The following is an 18,623-nucleotide window of genomic DNA, read 5'->3' as shown; positions in this document are numbered from 1 at the left end:
CATGACCAGCACATTTCTCTACGGCGGCAACGTCCATGCCAACGGCATACGCCAGCACTATCTGCGCTACGGCGGCGCCGATGGCGAGCGCGCTCAGCGCGACGCCATCATCCTGATCCCCGGCATCACCAGCCCGGCCGTGACATGGGGCTTCGTAGCCGAGCACCTGGGCCTGCAGTTCGACACCTATGTGCTGGACGTGCGCGGCCGTGGTTTGTCCTCGTCCGGCCCGGGCCTGGACTATGGACTCAATGCCCAGGCCGCCGACGTGACCGCCTTCGCCCAGGCACTGGGCCTTTCGCGCTGGGCATTGGTCGGCCACTCCATGGGCGGACGCATTGCCGTGCGCGCCGCACGCAGCCAGCCGACCGGGCTCACGCGCCTGGTCATCGTCGATCCGCCGGTGTCCGGCCCAGGCCGCCGCGCCTACCCGGCCGCCCTGCCCTGGTATGTGGACTCCATCCGCCAGGCCACGCTGGGCATGGACGCCGAAGCCATGCGCGCCTTCTGCCCCACCTGGACAGAAGAGCAGCGCCAGTTGCGTGCCCAATGGCTGCACACCTGCCATGAGCCAGCCATCGTGCAGAGCTTCGAGGACTTTGGCCGCGACGACATCCATGCCGACCTGCCCCGCATCCAGCACCCGCTGCTGCTGGTCACGGCCGAGCGCGGCGACGTGGTACGCGGTGAGGACGTGGCTGAGTGGCAGGGCCTTGCACCCCAGACCGAGCACGTACGCGTGCCCGATGCCGGCCACATGATTCCCTGGGACAACGAGGGCGGGTTCTACGAGGCCCTGGGCGATTTCCTCGGAGCGCGGGTGAACTGAATGCCCGCCAGCCGCCTTTTTCCTTTCATCGCGACACCAAGGAGCCGACCATGTCCGTCAGCGATATCGATCTGATCCACGCCTGGAAGCAGGTGCTCACGCTGTCCCGGCTCGAAGCCGGCCAGACCGTCACCGTGCTCACGGGCGCCGACACGCACCCGCAGACGCTGCGCTGCGCCATCGCCGCCTCCAGCGAAATGGGGGCACGCGTCAACCGTCTGGACCTGCCACCCGTCAACGCCGAAAAATCCCTGAGCCGTGACTCGCTGGCCTACCTGGGCACGACGCCCCTGACCGGCAACCCCGCCGCCATCGCCGCGCTCAAGGCCAGCGATCTGGTGCTGGACCTGATGACACTGCTGTTCTCGCCCGAGCAGCACGAGATCCTGCAGACCGGCACCAAGATCCTGCTCGCCGTGGAGCCGCCCGAGGTGCTGTGCCGCCTGGTGCCCGCCGAAGCCGACCGCACGCGCGTGCAAGCGGCGGCAAAGCGGATCGAGGCGGCGAGGCAGATGCACATCACATCGGCCGCAGGCACCGATCTGCGCTGCCGACTGGGCAGCTTTCCGGCCATCAGCGAGTACGGCTTCGTGGACCAGCCCGGCCGCTGGGACCACTGGCCCAGCGGCTTCGTGCTGACCTGGCCCGACGAGGGCGAAAGCAACGGGCGCGTGATCCTGGACCGGGGCGACATCCTGCTGCCCATGAAGGACTACGTGACCGAACCCATCGAGCTGGTCATCGAAAAAGGCTATGTCACCCGCATCAGCGGCGGCCTGCAGGCCGACATCCTCAAGGAGTACATGGCCTCCTACGAGGACCCCGAGGCTTACGCCGTCTCCCACATAGGCTGGGGACTGCAGCCGCGTGCCCACTGGTCCATGCTGGCCCACTACAACAAGGAAACCCACATCGGCATGGACGCCCGTGCCTTCGAGGGCAACTTCCTGTGGTCCATGGGCCCCAACAACGAGGCCGGCGGCAGCCGCACCACGGCCTGCCACATCGACATCCCCATGCGCCACTGCTCGGTAGCGCTGGACGGCAAGCCCACGGTCATCCACGGCGTGGTGCAGGACGAGGAAGGACTGGCGCGCGCGCAGCGCCGAAAGGACATCGCATGACAAATACCGCCACTACCACCAGCCAGCAGAGCGTTCCCACCGAGGGCGTGCAGGGCGACATCTCCGCCTACGCACGCCAGGGCTTCGGCACGCCGCTGCCGCTGAAAGCACCCTTCGGCCTGCTCATCATCGACTTCGTCAACGGCTTTGCCGACCCGGCCGTCTTCGGCGGCGGCAACATCCCCGAAGCCATAGCCCAGACGCAGCAGCTGCTGGCCCATGCGCGCGAGCGCGGCTGGCCGGTGGCGCACAGCCGCATCGTGTTCTCGGACGACGATGCCGACCACAACATCTTCTGTCTGAAGGTGCCCGGCATGCTGACGCTCAAGGAAGACAGCCATGAGAGTGCCATCGTCCCCGAACTGGCCCCGGCCGCTGGCGAATACGTGGTGCGCAAGAGCACGCCATCGGCCTTCTTCGGCACCATGCTTGCGCCCTGGCTGGCCCAGCGCGGCGTGCAGACCCTGGTGGTGGCCGGCTGCGTGACCAGCGGCTGCGTGCGCGCCAGCGTGGTCGATGCCATGCAGTCGGGCTTTCGCCCGCTGGTGGTGGCCGACTGCTGCGGCGACCGCGCCCTGGGCCCGCACGAAGCCAACCTGTTCGACATGGCCCAGAAGTACGCAGCGGTGATGCCGCTGAGTCAAGCCATCGCCGATACCGACGCTTTCGTCGCAGGCTGATCCCACCGCACCAACGTGCCTATGGGGCCTGCCCTGCACAGCAGACCCCAGAGTGCATAACATGCACCCGGCATGCCTGCATGGCCTGCCAGCGAAGAACACCGCCCCATGAACCTGCCCCAGCCCCAAGCCCAGCACGCGCAGCTGCTCACGCGCGCCGACACCCTGCTCGTGGTGCGCCAGCCCGTGGCGCCGCCACGCCCTGCGCCCGGCCAGCCCGGCACGGCCACCGACTACGTGCAGTCCACCCCCGAAATCTTCGTCGCCGTGCTGGCCGACGAAGATGCACCGCAGGGCTGGCGCGCCCTGGCCTTCAACGGCCATGTGGACCTGGGCACGGGCATACGCACGGCGCTGGCGCAGATCGTGGCCGAGGAACTGGAAGTGCCGCTGGACCGCCTGGACATGGTGCTGGGCCATACGGCTGCCGCCCCCAACCAGGGACCGACCATTGCCAGTGCCAGCATCCAGATCTCGGCCGTGCCGTTGCGCCGCGCGGCCGCCCAGGCGCGCGAGCAACTGCTCGCGCTTGCTGCACGTCAATGGAATGTGGCCGCAGACCAGTTGCAGGCACGCGAAGGCCTGGTGCGCTTTTCCAATGGCAGCGATGCCCGCCAGCTCGACTATGGCGAGCTGCTGCGCGGCCAGCAGCTGCAACTCACCCTGGCCCCGCCCGAGCAGGAAGTGAAACTCAAACCCGCCAGCGACTACCGGCTGGTAGGCCGAGGCGCAGCGCGCGTGGACATTCCCGCCAAGGCCACGGGCGAGCTCAGCTTTGTCCACGATGTGCGCGTGCCGGGCATGCGCCATGGCCGCGTGATCCGCCCACCGCATCCGGGCCGCGACGGCGGCGACTTCATCGGCCGCTGCCTGGTGATCGTGGACCGTGAATCCGTGGCACACCTGCCCGGCAATGTGCAGGTCGTCACCGAAGGCGATTTTGTCGGCGTGGTCGCTGACCGCGAGGAACAGGCCATTGCCGCCATGCGCGCGCTGCGCGTGCAATGGAAGACCGTGCCGGCCGCGCCAGATCTGTCCGACCTCACCTCGGCCATCCGCGCCAATCCGGCCCAGCAGCGCGCCCTGGTCGATCAGGGCCCGGTGGATGACGCCTTCGCCGGCGCAACCACCGTGTTGCGCCGCAGCTATGTCTGGCCCTACCAGATGCATGCCTCCATTGGCCCATCCTGCGCCGTGGCAGATTTCAGCGAGGGTAGGCTCAAGCTCTGGGCAGGCACGCAGAACCCCCACATGCTGCGCACCGACCTGGACCGACTGCTGCAACTGGGCGAAGAGCGCATCGAGATCGTGCGCCTGGAAGCCGCGGGCTGCTATGGCCGCAACTGCGCCGACGATGTCTGCGCCGACGCCGCCCTGATGTCCATGGCCGTGGGTGCACCCGTGCGCGTGCAGCTCACACGCGAGCAGGAACACCAGTGGGAACCCAAGGGCACAGCCCAGCTCATGGACGTGAGCGCGGCCATCAACGCCCGGGGCGAGCTGCAGGCCTACGACTTTGCCGTGCGCTACCCCTCCAACGACGCACCACTGCTGGCCCTGCTGCTCACGGGCCGCATCCCGGGCCAGCCACGCACGCTGGAGATGGGTGACCGCACGGCCGTGCCGCCCTACCGCTACGCCAGTCAGCGCATCACCTGCCATGACATGGCGCCCATCGTGCGTTCGTCCTGGCTGCGCGGCGTCTCGGCCCTGCCCAACTCCTTTGCCCACGACTGCATGATCGACGAACTGGCCCATGCAGCCAATGCCGACCCCGTGGACTACCGCGTTCGCAATCTGGACGACACGCGCGCCGTCGAGCTGATCGAGGCCACGGCCCGCCACGCAGGCTGGCAGCAAAATCACACGGGAAGCCGGGGCCGGCCCGGCGCCGACGGCCTGCTGCACGGACGCGGCGTGGCCTATGCGCGTTACATCCACAGCCGCTTTCCCGGCTTTGGTGCAGCCTGGGCCGCCTGGGTCATCGACATCACCGTGGACCCCGCCAGCGGACGCATCGCCGTGCAACGCCTGGTCGTGGGCCAGGACACGGGAATGATGGTCAACCCCGACGGCGTACGTCATCAGATCCACGGCAACGTCATACAGACGCTGAGCCGCAGCCTGATGGAAAAGGTGGCTTTCAACGACCACGGCGTGGCCAGCCGCGAATGGGGTGGCTACCCCATCATCGGCTTCCGCGATCTGCCGCCTATTGAAGTGGTGCTGATGCCCCGCCAGGAGGAACCACCCATGGGCGCCGGCGAATCAGCCTCGGTGCCAGGACCCGCCGCCCTGGCCAATGCCTTGTTCGATGCCACGGGCCGGCGGTTCTATGCGGCCCCGTTCACACCCGATGCGGTGCGTGCCGTGCTGCATGCCGCGCCCCCATGCTGACAGGACAGGCCCCCTGATCACGTTTACTCCTTCAGAGCACCCGCGTGCCGCAGGCACTGCAAACGCCACTCGGCATCAGCCTGCAGCTCCAGCGCTGCCAACAGAGCCCGCGTGGGTGCCATACCCTGTTGAGTCATGAAGCCTATAGGGGTGACCAGCTCAGGCGAACGCAGCGGCCGTGCGATCAGACCCGGCATGTGACGCACCGTGGCCACCATGGCGCCTGGCAGCACCGTGACCATGGTGCCTCCATCCCCGGGGATGCTTTCGGCCACTGCCATGACCAGGCTCAGCACGGAATTTGTTTCCATGGCGGGCTGCACCTCACGCTGCACGGCAGCGAAGGCCTCGTCGATTACCGTGCGGTTGTGCATGTCGGGCGTGAGCAGGCAAAGCGGCAGGGCTGCCACCTCGCTCCAAGCGATGTCGGCCCCAAAGGCAAAGGGACGGCTGTCGCACTGTGTATCCCGGCACAGCAGATAGTAGTGCTCCTGGTACTGCAGCCAGGACTGCAGGCGCGGGCCACGCCGCGGCAGTCTGGCGCTGTAACCCAAAGCCAGATCCAGGGACAGATCCTCGAGCCCGGCTTCTATCTCGGCCGAACTCATGGACAGCACCACGGGCATGATGCCGGGATGCCGCTGGCGCAGCATGGCTGCGAAGCGCGTGAGCATGGGCATGGCCGTTGGCACGGCTGCCATGCGCAACTGGCCGCGCAGTGCTCCTGCAGCGGTGCTCAGTTCCTGGCGCAAACTTTCCTCTGCGCGCAGCATGGCCAGGGCCGTAGCCAGCACCTGCTCGCCCTCGGGCGTGAAACCCGCAAACGACCGCCCCCTGCGCACGATGACGACACCGAACTCCTCCTCCAGCGCCTTGAGCGCATTGGACAGTGCAGGCTGCGTGATATGGCAGGCCTGCGCCGCCCTTGCGAAATGGCGGTGCTCATTGAGCGCCACCAGATAACGCATGGAGGTCAGAAGGTTCATCAGGTATTGCTGCTCACCGTGATCGTGGGGAACTTGCTGGAGAAGTCCTTGGCCTTGAGAGCCACCTTCACAGCCAGATCGCGCGCCACCTTTTTGTAGACCTGGGCGGCTTCGCTCTCGGGCTCGGCCACCACCGTGGGCTTGCCGCTATCGGCCTGCAAGCGGATCTGCAGCGACAGGGGCAGCGCCCCCAGATAGTCGATGTTCTGCTCGCCGGCCATCTTCTTGCCGCCGTCGGCGCCAAAGATATGTTCGACATGGCCGCAGTTGGTGCAGACATGGGCAGCCATGTTTTCGACCAGACCGAGAATCGGCACGCCGACCTTCTCGAACATCTGAATGCCCTTCTTGGCATCGATCAGGGCAATGTCCTGGGGCGTGGTCACTACCACGGCACCCGTCATGGGCACGCGCTGGGACAGGGTCAGCTGGATGTCTCCGGTTCCGGGAGGCATGTCGACCAGCAGATAGTCCAGATCCTTCCAGTTGGTCTGACGCAGCATCTGCTCCAGCGCCTGGGTGGCCATGGGGCCGCGCCAGATCATGGCCTGGTCGTTGTTGACCAGCAGACCGATGGACATGACCTGCACGCCATGGTTCTCCAGCGGCTCCATGGTCTTGCCGTCATGGCTTTCGGGCTTGCCCGAAACGCCCATCATCATGGGCTGGCTGGGGCCGTAGATGTCGGCGTCCAGAATGCCCACGCGGGCACCTTCGGCGGCCAGCGCCAGCGCCAGATTGGCCGTGGTCGTGCTCTTGCCCACGCCGCCCTTGCCGGACGAGATGGCGATGATGTTCTTCACGCCGGGCAGCAGTTGAACGCCGCGCTGCACGGCATGCGAGGCCACCTTGGTGAAGATGTTGACCGAGACATTGCCCACGCCGGCCACCGTTCTGGCCGCAGCGATGAACTGGCTGCGCAGCGCAGGATGCAGGCTGCTGGCGGGATAGCCCATCTCCACATCGAACGAGACGTCATCACCGGCAATCTGCAGATTGCGCAGGGCGCGCGTGCTCACAAAGTCCTTGCCAGTGTGCGGATCAAGCACCGTGGCCAGCGCGCTCAGAAGCGCTTGTTCTGTAACAGCCATTGGATTTAGTTTTCCAGAGGTTTCTTCAATGGCGGATAGTCTAGCGAAGCTGTCCAACCCCTGTGCACAGGAGACAATGCAGCCCTTTGCCCAAGATTTGAGAGACAAGCCGTGAAACTGAAGATGGCCGAAAATTCCCTGTTCGCAGTCCTGATGCGCTCGCGCTGGTGGATCAGCTTTGCGATCTGCGCTGCGGTGGTGCTGGTGTCGCTGGCGGTGTTCCCCAAGGACATCTCGCCCTTTGCCGCCCTGGGCGCCTTCCCGTTCTTCATCGTGGGCTGCATCGCCTGCTATAGACAGCTGCGGGCCCCCAGCCCGGCCAGGCTGGAACAGATCCAGCAGGTGATTGCCGAGCAGTCCTGGGCCGACTTCAGTGCCCAGCTGCAGACGGCCTGGCAAGCCGAAGGCTATGAGGTTCAGCGCCTGAACCAGGCCGGCGCCGATCTGCTGCTGACGCGCAATGGCCAGACCAGCGTGGTCGGCGCGCGCCGCTGGAAAGCCGCAGCCCACGGCGTGGAGCCGCTGCGCGAGCTGCAGGCCGCGCAAGCCCGGCTGAAAGCCGACATCTGCGTTTACGTGGCTCTGCAGCCACTGGGCGAGAATGCCGCCAGCTGGGCCGCGCAGCATCAGCTGGTGGTGCTGGATGCCAAGTCCATTGCCACGCTGATCGCCAAGAACCAGAAAAAGAGTTGAGGCCATCGCAGGCCGTCACCGGCCGCGCAGCCCCCCGCACCTACCGCCTGCGGCCCAATCCGGGCACACTGCAGCCATGGCGGCAGAGCATTTCTCACCCACCCTCCCTCCCAGTCTTGCCGAGACAGACCGGCAAAACTCCACAGGCCCGAGCTCCAGCATCGGGCAGACCGGTCTGTTGCTCAGCGGGGGCGGCGCCCGGGCCGCCTACCAGGTCGGCGTGCTGGCCGCCATTGCCGAGCTGCGCCGCGCACGGGGTCTGCAGCACGGGCCCAATCCCTTTCCGGTACTGGCGGGCACCTCGGCGGGCGCTATCAATGTCGCCGCCCTGGCTTGCCATGCCGATGCCTTTGACAGCGCCGTGCGACGCATGCTCCATGTCTGGGGCCATATGCATACCGAGCAGATCTACAAGGCAGACTCGCTCAGCGTACTGCGCAGCGGTGCACGCTGGCTGACGCTGTTGTCGCTGGGCTGGGCAGTGGCCCGCTGGAGCCGCATGCGGCCGCGCTCTCTGCTGGACAACACGCCGCTCAAAAGCCTCATGAACAGCGACCTCATGCCGTTCGAGCGCATCCCTCAGCTGATTGCCAGCGGGCATCTGCACGCACTGGCCATTACGGCATCCAGCTACAGCAGCGGCCAGCACATCACTTTCTTCCAGACCCGCGAGGCCCTGAGTCCCTGGATACGCGACCAGCGCAAGGCCGTGCAGACCCTGCTCACCGCCGATCACCTGCTGGCCTCGTCGGCCCTGCCCTTCATCTTTCCAGCCATGCCGTTGCCCATCGACGGGCATCTTGAGCATTTCGGCGACGGCTCCATGCGCCAGACTGCGCCCCTGGCCCCGGCCATCCATCTGGGCGCCAGCAAGCTGCTGGTCGTGGGCGCGGGCAGACGCCATGAACCCCTGAGCAGCCAGCCACTGGCCGATGCCAGCTACCCCACGCTGGCCCAGGTCGCCGGGCACGCGCTGTCCAGCATCTTCCTGGACACGCTGGCCGTGGACATAGAGCGCGCCGAGCGCATCAATCACACGCTGAGCCTGATCTCTTCGACCGAGCGCATCCACAGCCGGCTGCGCCCTATCGAGGTACTGGCCATCACCCCCAGCGAGCGCATCGACGATATCGCCACGCGCCATATAGACAAGCTGCCGCTGCCGGTACGCACCCTGCTGGCCACGCTGGGCGTGCGCGCCGGCACGGGCAACCCCGTGCGTGATGGCGCGCTGGCCAGCTACCTGCTATTTGAGCAAGGCTACACCCGCGAACTGATAGCACTGGGCCGCAAAGACACGCTGGCTCGAAGAGAGGAACTTTGCCACTTCATGGGCTGGCCGCTTTGATGTAACAAATGTTAATGATGCAAAAGGAGCTGGACAAATGATGCATGAGACACTTTGCTTGACCTCCAACATCTTTAATACCACAGCCTAGTGACTCCACTTCCACAGCCCGTCCGCGCCTCCAAATCGCTCAAGCTCTCGCTGATCCTGCCTTTTGTCGCCCTGATTGCGCTGTTGACCTCGGCCCTGGGCATGCTCTGGTACTGGACCGGCAGCAACGCGGTGTCCGCCTTGTCCGAGCAGGTGATGGAAGAGAAGGCCGAGCGTATTGCGCTGATCGTGGACCGGCATCTGTACCCGTCCAGCGCCGTGCTGGAGGCCGCGTTTCCCAGCGGCGAATCGGTGCCCGCCGATATCCGCGACCATATCCCGGCCCTGATCTCGCGGCTGTGGGTGGCCAGCTCGCTGCACACCCAGCCCAACGACTATGTCTACTACGCCAATGTTGCGGGACAGGGGATTGCCCTCAAGCGCCTGGCACCGGAGCTAGGCCAGCTGCGCCTGAAGACCCGGGCCAGCGAGCATCGCAGCTACTTCAAGGTCGCCAGCATACATGCCGAGCCGGTCTACGAATCCACCGAAATCAATCTGTTCGAGCCACGCCAGCGCCCCTGGTTCAAGCTCGCAGCGGAGTCGGCCGACGTGATCTGGACGCCTGCCTATATCGACTTCAGCGCCAAGGATCTGGTGCTGACGCGTGCGCGCCGCATTCTTTCCAGCAAAGGCCGTCTCGAAGGCGTGGTGGCCACCGATATCTCCTTGCGCGCGCTCAATGAATTCGTCAACCAGCTGCACCTGAGCGAGCATGGCCGGGCCTTCATCATCGAGGCCGACGGCTCCCTGATCGCCGCCACCGGCATGCCCAACATCCACCGCCGTGAGGACGGCCAGCTGGAGCGCATGAGTGCCGCCAACAGCCAGGACCCGCTGATTCAGGCGGTGTACGACAAGATCCAGGGCGCTTTCAATGCCTCGAATTCCGGCGCTGCGCCGGGCACCGCCCTGCTGGAAGATGCCAGGCACAGCAATATTCGCATCGCCTATCGACGCCTGAACCTGGGCTCGGGCCAGGACTGGATGGCCGTGGTGGCCGTGCCGCACAAGGACATGCTGACCGGCGTCTACCGCCATATGGTGCTGGTGGGCAGCCTGGGTCTGCTGGCACTGGTCTTGGCCGTCGTCATCGGCACCCGCATCTTCGGCGCCGTGGCCAACGATATGCGCTCGCTGACCCGCGCCGTGCGCAGCGTGGGCCAGGGCGAGATCGACACGCCTATCGAGGTGCAGCGCCGCGATGAAATTGGCGAGCTGGCCCACAACTTCCACCGCATGCGCCACAGCCTGTTTACCGATCCGCTGACTGGCGCCAACAATCGCAGTGCGCTGCAGCATATTCTGGCCACGCTCACCCGCCCCCTTCCCGGCCAGAGCATGGCCGCCCCGTTTGCCCTGCTGTTTGTGGACCTGGACCGCTTCAAGCCGCTCAATGACCGCTGGGGCCATGACAACGGCGATCTGGCGCTGGCCGAGATCAGCCTGCGCCTGCGCAACCTTCTGCGCCCCGACGATGTCGTGGCGCGCCTGGGCGGTGACGAGTTCATCCTCATCCTGCGCGGAGTCAGCGACGAGGAGCAGGTACAGGCCGTGCGCCTGAAGATCGAGCATGCGCTGCAAGAGCCGCTGACCACGCTGCTGGGCATTCCCGAGGGCGAAGCCGTGACCGTGGGCGCATCGGTGGGTCAGGCCCTGTATCCCAGAGATGCCCAGGATCCGCAAAGCCTGCTGAAGGTGGCCGATCAGGACATGTACCGCAACAAGGGGCCTTCGCTGCGATAGGCTAGCCTTCCGGCCACCGCTATCAATAAGGAAGCTTTCAGCGCTTACCTGTCATTGTATTTATATTCATTTCATATAGAAATACCTATAAATAATGCGATAGAAGCTATAAAAAACAAAGCAATCACTGATCGATAGCAACCCTGGCGGGCGCCGCCGCAAAACCCGCGCCCGCAGCTCGGAGCCAAGCCCTTCTAGAATGACGGGTTCTCTGTGAAAGCTGTTTCCTCATGACCGCACGCAAACTATTCGTCACCACCGCCCTGCCGTACGCCAACGGCAACTTCCACATCGGCCACATCATGGAATACATCCAGGCCGACACCTGGGTGCGTGCGCAGCGAATGCAGGGCAACGCGGTCAACTTCGTGGGTGCCGACGACGCCCACGGCGCGCCCATCATGATTGCCGCCGAAAAGGCCGGCAAGACGCCCCAGCAGTTCGTGGCCGACATCGCCGCCGGCCGCAAGCAGTACCTCGACGGCTTCCACATCGCCTTCGACAACTGGAGCAATACCGACAGCGCCGAAAACCACGAGCTGTCCAAGCAGATCTATCTGGACCTGAAGAAGGCCGGCTTCATCGAAACCCGCACCATCGAGCAGTTCTTCGACCCCGAGAAGAACATGTTCCTGCCCGACCGCTTCATCAAGGGCGAATGCCCGCGCTGCCACGCCAAGGACCAGTACGGCGACAACTGTGAAGTCTGCAGCTCGGTCTACGCGCCCACCGACCTCATCAACCCGTTCTCGGCCCTGTCGGGTGCCACACCGGTGATGAAGTCGTCCGAGCATTTCTTCTTCAAGCTCTCCGACCCACGCGCCGTGGAATTCCTGACCGAGTGGACGCAGAACGGCAAGCATGTGCAGCCCGAAGTGGCGGCCAAGATCAAGGAATGGTTCGGCGTGCGCACCAATCCCGACGGCTCGACCAGCGAAGGCCTGGACGACTGGGACATCAGCCGCGACGCGCCCTATTTCGGCATCGAGATTCCCGATGCGCCAGGCAAGTACTTCTATGTCTGGCTGGACGCGCCCGTGGGCTATCTGGCATCGCTCAAGGAGCTGCTGAACCGCCGTGGCGAAGACTACGACGCCTACATGGCCGATCCCGATCTGGAGCAGTACCACTTCATCGGCAAGGACATCATCACCTTCCACACGCTGTTCTGGCCTGCGATGCTCAAGTTCAGCGGCCGCAAGACGCCGACCAGGATCTGCGTGCATGGCTTCATGACCGTGAACAACGGCGAGAAGATGAGCAAGAGCCGCGGCACCGGCCTCGATCCGCTCAAGTATCTGTCGCTCAAGATGAACCCCGAGTGGCTGCGCTACTACCTGGGTGCCAAGCTCAACGGCAAGAACGAAGACATCGACTTCAACCCCGAAGACTTCATGCTGCGCGTCAACTCCGACCTGATCGGCAAGTATGTCAACATTGCTTCGCGCGCCGCAGGCTTCATCAGCAAGCGCTTTGACGGCAAGCTGGGCGTGGTCAGCGAAGACGGCCAGGCCCTGCTTGCCGCGCTGCGCGAGCAGCAAGCCGCCATCGTCGCCGCCTACGAAGGCCGCGACTCAGCCCGCGCTGCACGCGAGATCATGCTGCTGTGCGACAAGGTCAACAGCTATGTGGACGCCAACAAGCCCTGGGAGCTGGCCAAGAAGGAAGGCATGGATGCCCGCCTGCACGATGTGTGCACGACCTGCATCGAAGCCTTCCGCATCCTGACCATCTACCTGAGCCCCATCCTGCCCGGCGTGGCCGCAGAAGTCGCCAACTTCCTCATCGCGCCGCCCGAGAGCTTTGCCGACGTGGTCAAGCCCCTGGGCACAGGTCACCAGATCGGCGTCTACCAGCATCTGATGCAGCGCGTCGATCCCAAGCAGCTCGAAGCCCTGTTTGAAGCACCCGCCGGTCAGGCAGCCCCTGCCGCTGAACCCGCCAAGGCCGAGAAAAAGGCCGCCAAGAAGGCTGAGCCCGTGATCGACCCCAACGCCCCCGGCGGCGAACCGCTGGCCGAGACCATCAGCATCGACGACTTTGCCAAGGTCGATCTGCGCATCGCCAGGATTCTGGAATGCAGGGCGGTGGAAGGCTCGACCAAGCTGCTGCAGCTGACGCTGGATGTGGGCGAGAAGGACGAGAACGGCCAGCCCAGGACCCGCAATGTGTTCAGCGGCATCAGCAGCATGTACCAGCCCGAGCAGCTGCAGGGCAAGCTGACGGTGATGGTCGCCAATCTGGCACCGCGCAAGATGAAGTTCGGCCTGTCCGAAGGTATGGTGCTGGCCGCCAGCCACGCCGACGAGAAGGCCCATTCCGGCATCTATGTGCTGGAACCCTTCCCCGGCGCCATGCCCGGCATGCGGATTCATTGATCCCACCTATGATCCCCCCTGAGTCGCCTTCGGCGCCTTCCCCCCGGGGGGACGACACCTTCGCCGCGAGGCGGCTCTTGCTCGGTGTCTCCTCGCGGGGGCGTGCCTCATCAGGCTCCTACGGCTTCTGGCTGGCTGGAGCTTTTTTATGCCTGGCGCTCTCGGGCTGCACCGTGATCGCCGTCACCGGCACCGCCATCAGCGTGACGGCCGGGGCCGTGGGCCTGGCCGCCGATGCCGCCATCGGCACAGCCAAGATCGTGGGCAAGGGCGTGGGCAAGGCAGCTGACGCCTTGATGGATGACGACCCGCCCGATACCAGCGGCGTGAATATTCGCTACCGCGATCCCTCGGCCACCGCTCCCGCAGCAGCAGAAATGCCGGCAACGGCTGCCCACACCACACCTGTCGCACCCTCTGACGGACTGCCGCCGCATTACTGAGAGAACTCCGGCATCCGTTCACAGGAAACCGCATCGTGCTACACATCAGATAGCGCAATGCGGTTTTTTCATGCCCTGGCGCGCCCTTGCAAGCACAAGCTTGGCGCATAACTAAATAACCAATAACTTCCTGTTACACCACCGGGATATTGAGCTTGTCAGGACGGGGCCGCTTCCTAGAATCCGACTGCATCAGCCCTGCCTGCTCCGCCCCTGCCCAGAAGAATGCTCGACATTCGCCACACATAACAAAGGCCGCGCACATTCAGGCATCGAGGTCATAAATCCCCCACGCGGCCTTGCGTGGGGACAACGGGAGGCCCCATGCGATCGAAACCCTTGCTCACTTCAGCGCGCCCTGCGCTATGGCTGGCTTTTGCCCTGGCAGCGCCGCTGCCCGGTCTGGCCAACTCTTCCGCCACCTCCTTGCGTGTGCAGGATGTGGCCGTGCTGGCCGCCAGCTGCGCCAACTGCCACGGTCCGGACGGCCGCTCCACAGGCGTCATTCCCCAGCTGCGCGGCCTGCCTGAGGCCCATCTGCTGCAGCGCCTGCAGGCCTTCAAGGCCGGCACCGCCAAGGACGCCACCGTCATGACCCGTCTGGCCAAGGGCTACGACGATGAGCAAATCAAAGCGCTGGCCCAGTGGTTCAGCAAGAAGGGCCAGTAAATGCAGATCAATCGTCGTCAAATTCTCGGCGGTGCAGCCGCTGGTGCAGCCAGCTTCGCCATGCCCGCCATCGTGCAGGCCAAGGCAGCCTCGGCCCATGTGGTCGTGATCGGCGGCGGCTTTGGCGGAGCCACGGCCGCGCGCTATCTGCGCCAGTTCGCGCCGCATATCCAGGTCACGCTGGTGGAGCCGGCCGAGCGCTTCTATACCTGCCCTTTCTCCAATCTGTACCTGGCCGGCCTGCGCAGCTGGGACAGCATAGGCCACGGCTACGGTGGTCTGCGCAAGGCCGGCGTGAACGTGGTCCACGCGCGGGCCGACCAGGTTCTGACCGACTCCAGGCGCGTGCTGCTGTCCAACGGCCAGGCGCTGAGCTATGACAAGCTGGTGCTCTCGCCCGGCATCGATATGCGCTGGAATGCGCTGGAAGGCTATGACGAGGCAGCCGCCCAGCTTGCCCCACATGCCTGGAAAGCCGGAGCGCAGACCCAGCTGCTCAAGAAGCAGCTCGAAGCCATGCCCGATGGCGGCAAGTTCGTGATGGTCATTCCTGCCAACCCCTTCCGCTGCCCGCCCGGCCCCTACGAACGCGCGGCCATGGTGGCCCACTACCTCAAGCAGCACAAACCAAAGTCCAAGATTTTGCTACTGGACGACAAGGATGCCTTCTCCAAGCAAGGCCTGTTCATTCAGGGCTGGAAGGCGCTTTACGGCGACATGATCGAATGGGTCAAGCAGGCCGATGACGGCAAGGTCACGCGCGTGGATGCCAAGAACCTGGAAGTGGAAACCGCGTTCGGCACCAGGCACAAGGCCGATGTGCTCAACGTCATCCCGCCCCAGAAGGCCGGCTTTATCGCCGACCGCGCCGGCGTGACCAATGCCAGCGGCTGGGTGCCGGTCAAGCCAGAATCCTTTGAATCCACCCAGGTCCAGCATGTCTATGTGCTGGGTGACGCCACGATTGCTGCGCCCATGCCCAAGTCCGGCTTTGCCGCCAATACGCAAGGCAAGGTGGCCGCAGCCGCGATTGCCGCCGAACTGAGCGGCCAGCCCCTGCCTGCAGCGGCCTTTGCCAACACCTGCTACAGCCTGATCGGCACCGACTACGGCATCTCCGTGGCCGGCGTCTACCGCACGGCAGCGGGCAAGCTGATCGAGGTGCCCGACTCCGGCGGCGTGAGCCCCTTGAACGGTGATGCGGCCTTCCGCAAGGCCGAGGCCGACTACGGCGCAGCCTGGTACAAGGCTATCAGCGCGGATATCTGGGGTGGTTAACTGGCTCATCCCCTGAGGCGCTTTGCGCCTTCCCCTTCTCTCTGCGTGCTTCGCACTGCGGGAAGGGGACGCCACCATCGCTGCGGGGCGGCCCTTGCTTGGCGGCTCCCTGCGCGCCCTTGGCCTGCAGCAGCCGTATTTCAAGGCTGTACTTTCGCTTGCCTTGCTTAAGTCATTGATATGTTGTTGTGGACCATCTTTTTCCTAGGCATGGCCTTCGGCGTCGCTGCGCGGCTGGGGCGTTTCTGTCTGCTGCGCGGGCTGCGCCAGCAAATGGGGCTAGATACCGAAGTCGCTGCGGGTCAGGCACCCGCATTGCAGGCCTTTGCCCTGGCATCGGCCGTGGCCTTGCTGGCCTCGCAGGGGTTGCAGGCTCTGGGAATGCTCGATCTGAGCCAGGCCGCCATCGCGCGGCCCAGCTTTTCCATCGCTGGCGTGCTGATTGGCGGTTTGCTGTTTGGCGTCGGCATGGTGCTGGCACGCGCCTGCGGCGCACGCTCTCTGGTGCTGCTGGCAGGAGGCAATCTGCGCTCTCTGGTCACCATTGTGTTTCTGGCGCTGGGCGCGCAACTGGCCATGACCGGTGTGCTGACGCCTCTGCGCCTGTGGCTGCAGGCCCTCACCCCCCTCACTCTGGCTCACGCCACCTTGCCTGCCTATCTGTCTTCCTTGAATACATGGCTGCTGACGCTTGGTCTGGCCCTTCTGCTGCTGGCCTATGCCTTGCTGCGTCCCGGCCTGCGCCAGAGCCGCCTGCAGTGGGGCAGCGCGTTGCTCATAGGCCTGCTGGTGGCTGCCGGCTGGTGGCTGACTGCGCATATCGGGGTCGATGAGTTCGAGCCGGCCCGGCTTACCTCGCTGAGCTTTATCGGCCCGATTGCCGAGGCCCTGCTCTATCTGCAGCTGTCCGTGGGACGCGAGCCCGGCATAGGCCTGGCGCTGACGGCGGGCGTCCTCGCCGGCGCCTTTCTCGCAGCCCTTGGCAGCCGCACGGCGCGCTGGGAAGGCTTTGACAGCACCGGCCGCCTGGCTGCCAGCGCCGGTGGCGGCCTGCTGATGGGAGTTGGCGGCGTGCTGGCCGCAGGCTGCTCCATCGGCCAGGGGCTGAGCGGACTGTCCACGCTGTCGCTGGCCAGCTTTGTGGCCGTTGCCGGCATCCTGCTCGGAACGCTTGTCAGCCTGCGCCTGCTGCGCCAGCAATAGCGCTGGCTTCGCTTGGGTATTCACCGATTCCGGATCTGGGCCTGCTCCTAGAATCTCCTGCCACCAGCTCTGCTTGTGCCGCGTGTCGGCTGAGAGGCAATCCCATCGCGCTGCGCCAAGCTTGCTTCCCTCCATCGAATCCGAGCCCTTGATCAGGCCCTCATTCCCATTACAGGAGCAATGCTCATGCAACGTCGCCATTTCCTCTGGACTCCGCCTGCACTCGCTCTGGGCGCCGCTGCCGGCCCGGCAATGGCTGCACCCGCCATCATCAGCAGCCAGTCGCCCATCCTGCCGCGCCAGGGCAAGGGTCCGCGCATCGTGATCTGCGGCGGCGGCTGGGGCGGCCTCACGGCGGCGCGCTATCTGCGCGAGCTGATTCCCGCTTCCGACGTCGTGCTGCTGGAGCGCAATCCGACCTTCTGGTCCGGCCCCATGAGCAACAAGTGGCTGGTGGACATCGTGGGCACGGACTTCGTGAACCGCGACATGCTGCACCCGGCCAACAAATACGGCTACACGCTGCTGCAGACCGAAGTCACGGGCTTCGAGCGCGACAAAAAGCTGGTGCGCACGGCCCATGGCCTGATCGAGTACGACTTCCTCATTCTCTCGGGCGGCATTCGCAATGATTACGAGGCCTGGTTCGGCAACGACCAGCGCGCCATCGAGTACACGCGCACCCACTTTCCCAACGCCTACATCCCCAACCAGGAAATGCTCTCGCTCAAGAGCAAGGTCAAGAACTTCAAGGGCGGCACGCTGGTGATGACGCTGCCGCCTCCGCCGCATCGCTGCCCGCCCTCGCCCTATGAGCGCGCCTGCCTGATTGCCTGGCATATCAAGAAGAACAAGATTCCAGGCAAGATCCTGATCCTCGACCCCAAGCCCAAGATCGCACCTATCGGCGTGGGCTACAAGCAGGCTTTCGAGGAGTTGTACGCAGACATCATCACCCATGTGCCCAATGCCGGCGTCAAGGAAGTGGACCCCTTCAACAAGCAGATCAAGACCGCCGCAGGCGACTTCAAGTTTGACGATGCCATCCTCATGCCGCCCCACCAGGCCGCAGACATGGTCTGGAAGGCAGACCTCATCGGCAAGGATGCGGCTACCGGCAAGCCCACGGGCTGGGCCGATATGCACAACCGCCTGTTCCATGCCAGAAGCGACGACCGCGTGTATTTTGTCGGCGATCTGATGGGCGCGATCTCGCCCCAGTTCGGCCACTACCCCAAGAGCGGCCATGTGGCCAACTACATCGGCAAGATCGTCGCCCAGAACATTGCCGAGCGTGTGGCCGGCAAGGAGGTCGTGGCCCGGCTGCCCGACAACCTCTGCTACATGATGGTCAACGGCGAACCTCAGGAGGAAATTTCGGTGAAGTTCGAATACGAGGTGGACGCCAGCGGCCAGGTCAACCAGACCCAGATCGACATGGATGTGCGCACCCCCGATCTGGTCAAGGAGGACTTTGCCTGGATCAACGGAAAGTTCGGAGATTTCCTGGGCACTTAAATCTCCCCCTGAGCGGCTTTGCCGCTTCCCCCTCTCTCTTCGGGAGGGGGACGACGCCCTCTGCTAGGCGCCCCCGCCGCGAGGCGGCTCTTGCTTGGCGTCTCTCACTTGGAGCCGGTGTGAGTTTTGAAGTTTTGTTAATTGGATTGA

15 protein-coding genes are annotated in these 18,623 nt (G+C 64.8%); 13 read left to right on the top strand and 2 right to left on the bottom strand.

Annotated elements, in window-relative coordinates; translation table 11 throughout:
* Window position 1 precedes the first annotated feature (1 nt).
* The 4 genes from F3J24_RS09120 (at window position 2) to F3J24_RS09105 (ending at window position 5,030) form a co-directional block, all read left to right on the top strand.
* Complete coding sequence (locus F3J24_RS09120) at window positions 2-829, top strand: alpha/beta fold hydrolase (protein ID WP_167004973.1); 828 nt, start codon at window positions 2-4, stop codon at window positions 827-829.
* Window positions 830-879: 50 nt separating this feature from the next.
* Entirely contained in the window at window positions 880-1,953 is a 1,074-nt protein-coding gene (locus F3J24_RS09115) for a 2,5-dihydroxypyridine 5,6-dioxygenase (protein WP_167004970.1), read from the top strand.
* Window positions 1,950-2,633: an N-carbamoylsarcosine amidohydrolase gene (locus F3J24_RS09110; RefSeq protein ID WP_167004967.1), complete on the top strand. Its 684-nt coding sequence runs from the start codon at window positions 1,950-1,952 to the stop codon at window positions 2,631-2,633. Before F3J24_RS09115 ends, F3J24_RS09110 begins: the two co-directional genes overlap by 4 nt.
* A 108-nt stretch (window positions 2,634-2,741) precedes the next feature.
* Window positions 2,742-5,030 carry a molybdopterin cofactor-binding domain-containing protein gene (locus tag F3J24_RS09105; protein WP_167005304.1) on the top strand — a complete coding sequence of 763 codons (2,289 nt, stop codon included), beginning with the start codon at window positions 2,742-2,744 and terminating at the stop codon, window positions 5,028-5,030.
* Between the two features lie 23 nt (window positions 5,031-5,053).
* Here the strand turns inward: F3J24_RS09105 and F3J24_RS09100 are convergent, their stop codons facing one another.
* A complete protein-coding gene (locus F3J24_RS09100; protein WP_167004964.1) occupies window positions 5,054-6,016 on the bottom strand; it encodes a LysR family transcriptional regulator in 963 nt (320 codons plus the stop codon).
* Complete coding sequence (apbC, locus tag F3J24_RS09095) at window positions 6,016-7,107, bottom strand: iron-sulfur cluster carrier protein ApbC (RefSeq protein WP_003051981.1); 1,092 nt, start codon at window positions 7,105-7,107, stop codon at window positions 6,016-6,018. Before apbC ends, F3J24_RS09100 begins: the two co-directional genes overlap by 1 nt.
* A gap of 123 nt (window positions 7,108-7,230) precedes the next feature.
* Between apbC and F3J24_RS09090 the strand changes: the two genes are divergently transcribed.
* The 9 genes from F3J24_RS09090 (at window position 7,231) to F3J24_RS09050 (ending at window position 18,473) form a co-directional block, all read left to right on the top strand.
* The gene (locus F3J24_RS09090) at window positions 7,231-7,800 is read left to right on the top strand and encodes a restriction endonuclease (RefSeq protein WP_167005301.1); all 570 of its coding nucleotides are present in this window, start codon (window positions 7,231-7,233) and stop codon (window positions 7,798-7,800) included.
* Between the two features lie 76 nt (window positions 7,801-7,876).
* Window positions 7,877-9,148 carry a patatin-like phospholipase family protein gene (locus F3J24_RS09085; protein ID WP_167004961.1) on the top strand — a complete coding sequence of 424 codons (1,272 nt, stop codon included), beginning with the start codon at window positions 7,877-7,879 and terminating at the stop codon, window positions 9,146-9,148.
* A gap of 90 nt (window positions 9,149-9,238) precedes the next feature.
* The gene (locus F3J24_RS09080) at window positions 9,239-10,984 is read left to right on the top strand and encodes a sensor domain-containing diguanylate cyclase (RefSeq protein WP_167004958.1); all 1,746 of its coding nucleotides are present in this window, start codon (window positions 9,239-9,241) and stop codon (window positions 10,982-10,984) included.
* A gap of 230 nt (window positions 10,985-11,214) precedes the next feature.
* On the top strand, window positions 11,215-13,362 hold the full coding sequence (gene metG / locus F3J24_RS09075; protein ID WP_167004955.1) for a methionine--tRNA ligase: 2,148 nt from the start codon (window positions 11,215-11,217) through the stop codon (window positions 13,360-13,362).
* 77 nt (window positions 13,363-13,439) lie between these two features.
* Complete coding sequence (locus F3J24_RS09070; RefSeq protein WP_240154289.1) at window positions 13,440-13,805, top strand: hypothetical protein; 366 nt, start codon at window positions 13,440-13,442, stop codon at window positions 13,803-13,805.
* A 339-nt stretch (window positions 13,806-14,144) separates the two neighbouring features.
* Entirely contained in the window at window positions 14,145-14,474 is a 330-nt protein-coding gene (locus F3J24_RS09065; RefSeq protein WP_167005295.1) for a c-type cytochrome, read from the top strand.
* Window positions 14,475-15,752: an NAD(P)/FAD-dependent oxidoreductase gene (locus F3J24_RS09060; RefSeq protein WP_167004952.1), complete on the top strand. Its 1,278-nt coding sequence runs from the start codon at window positions 14,475-14,477 to the stop codon at window positions 15,750-15,752. It begins immediately after the preceding gene.
* A gap of 180 nt (window positions 15,753-15,932) precedes the next feature.
* The gene (locus F3J24_RS09055; protein WP_167004950.1) at window positions 15,933-16,955 is read left to right on the top strand and encodes a YeeE/YedE family protein; all 1,023 of its coding nucleotides are present in this window, start codon (window positions 15,933-15,935) and stop codon (window positions 16,953-16,955) included.
* A gap of 186 nt (window positions 16,956-17,141) precedes the next feature.
* Window positions 17,142-18,473 (top strand): FAD/NAD(P)-binding oxidoreductase, encoded by a 1,332-nt coding sequence (locus tag F3J24_RS09050; protein WP_167004947.1) that lies wholly within the window; start codon window positions 17,142-17,144, stop codon window positions 18,471-18,473.
* Window positions 18,474-18,623: the final 150 nt, after the last annotated feature.

This window comes from Comamonas sp. Tr-654 (assembly GCF_011752915.1).
Classification (GTDB): domain Bacteria; phylum Pseudomonadota; class Gammaproteobacteria; order Burkholderiales; family Burkholderiaceae_C; genus Comamonas.
This window is presented reverse-complemented; position numbering and strand designations above follow the sequence as displayed.

Bases quoted from the DNA above. Each gene is read 5' to 3' on its own strand.
- F3J24_RS09120 (WP_167004973.1), top strand. From the start codon at position 2: ATGACCAGCACATTTCTCTACGGCGGCAACGTCCATGCCAACGGCATA.
- F3J24_RS09115 (WP_167004970.1), top strand. From the start codon at position 880: ATGTCCGTCAGCGATATCGATCTGATCCACGCCTGGAAGCAGGTGCTC.
- F3J24_RS09110 (WP_167004967.1), top strand. From the start codon at position 1,950: ATGACAAATACCGCCACTACCACCAGCCAGCAGAGCGTTCCCACCGAG.
- F3J24_RS09105 (WP_167005304.1), top strand. From the start codon at position 2,742: ATGAACCTGCCCCAGCCCCAAGCCCAGCACGCGCAGCTGCTCACGCGC.
- F3J24_RS09100 (WP_167004964.1), bottom strand. From the start codon at position 6,016: ATGAACCTTCTGACCTCCATGCGTTATCTGGTGGCGCTCAATGAGCAC.
- apbC (WP_003051981.1), bottom strand. From the start codon at position 7,107: ATGGCTGTTACAGAACAAGCGCTTCTGAGCGCGCTGGCCACGGTGCTT.
- F3J24_RS09090 (WP_167005301.1), top strand. From the start codon at position 7,231: ATGGCCGAAAATTCCCTGTTCGCAGTCCTGATGCGCTCGCGCTGGTGG.
- F3J24_RS09085 (WP_167004961.1), top strand. From the start codon at position 7,877: ATGGCGGCAGAGCATTTCTCACCCACCCTCCCTCCCAGTCTTGCCGAG.
- metG (WP_167004955.1), top strand. From the start codon at position 11,215: ATGACCGCACGCAAACTATTCGTCACCACCGCCCTGCCGTACGCCAAC.
- F3J24_RS09060 (WP_167004952.1), top strand. From the start codon at position 14,475: ATGCAGATCAATCGTCGTCAAATTCTCGGCGGTGCAGCCGCTGGTGCA.
- F3J24_RS09055 (WP_167004950.1), top strand. From the start codon at position 15,933: ATGTTGTTGTGGACCATCTTTTTCCTAGGCATGGCCTTCGGCGTCGCT.
- F3J24_RS09050 (WP_167004947.1), top strand. From the start codon at position 17,142: ATGCAACGTCGCCATTTCCTCTGGACTCCGCCTGCACTCGCTCTGGGC.